Genomic DNA, 1,200 nt, shown 5'->3' with positions numbered 1-1,200 from the left:
AGCATTCTCTTCTGTGACACTAAAAATGAGTGGTTCTTCTAGTGGTACATATCCTTCTGGTGCTTTGATCTCATGGAGTTCATAGCGATCCACACCCCAAGGCAAACTTTCTGTGGTAATGATTTCGCCTTTGTCATTGGTTTCAAAAATATCGGTCTGTTCCGTGTCATTGGGTCGTACCATCGAAACAAATTCGCCTTCTCCTTCATTTGCCCAAGTATCAAAAATTTTGAACTGAGCGCCTGCGTAAGGTATGTTCTCGCCTGTTTCTTCATCCACTTTGACAATATGCAATCGAGATTCAATCACTTCATCTTCCAATAAAAAGAAATGGGTATAGCCGTCTTCCGTGATCGTCACTTCAAATGGTTCGATCAATAAATAGCCATCCACACCTTTGGTTTCTTCAATGGTATAAGTGTCATAAGGTAGATTCTCAAACTTGAAATACCCGTTCTTACCAGTGACTTGGACATATTCTTGTCCAGTGGTGTGGGAAGTAGCTGTCAGTTCAACACCTTCTAAAGGTGGCTTTAGCTCCTGTTGCTCTTTTGCCAGACTGGCAATTACTTCAAAAACGGTTTGAGGAATCAAGGGACGTGAACCAAACTTATAGCCTTCTACATTTCCTTTGATGACTCGATCGGTCACCGTTTTACTGTGAAGCGCTACGATTTCATTTTGTCCAGCATACGTGAGGTTAACGGTATGTTTTGTAGTATCCAAATTGTAGCCTTCTGGCGGTTCGATTTCCTGTAAATAATAGGTTCCCAGCTTTAATTCTTTCACCTCTGCTTGTGCTATGCCATTGACATCTTGTATCGTTAGTTTACTAACAGAAGTCCCATTCTTATCGGTTAATTCGTAAACAGCTCCTACCAATTGAGAAGCCCCTTGTGGTTTACTGCCTGTTTCTTCATCTTCTTTGATCACTTTGAGATTTGCTAGTTGCTCTTTATTATCTAAACTGATCGTGGTGGTCTCATTGGCTTTGATGGTCACTGTCTGAGGTGTGGCATTGAGGACATAGCCATTCGGTGCTTTGATTTCTTGTATCGTGACTTTTGTGTCGACTAACAAATCATTCCAGGTAGCATAGCCATCAGAACCTGTAGTGATTTCTTTGGTTTTTCCATCAGACGTAGTAAAACGAAAAACGGCACCTGCCAGTGGTTGCTTAGTCGTTTCATCTACTTTGCG

At 41.6% G+C, this 1,200-nt stretch carries 1 protein-coding gene; it reads right to left on the bottom strand.

Features of this window, described 5'->3' with window-relative positions:
* Window positions 1-1,200 (bottom strand): SpaA isopeptide-forming pilin-related protein (locus AB5M32_RS13620; RefSeq protein WP_368024529.1); only part of this gene is annotated, 1,200 nt, incomplete at both ends.

The sequence above is a fragment of the Enterococcus sp. C57 genome (assembly GCF_040887305.1).
Taxonomy (GTDB): domain Bacteria; phylum Bacillota; class Bacilli; order Lactobacillales; family Enterococcaceae; genus Enterococcus_B; species Enterococcus_B hirae.
Note: the sequence above shows the minus strand (reverse complement) of the source record. Positions and strands in the feature narration are given on the sequence as shown.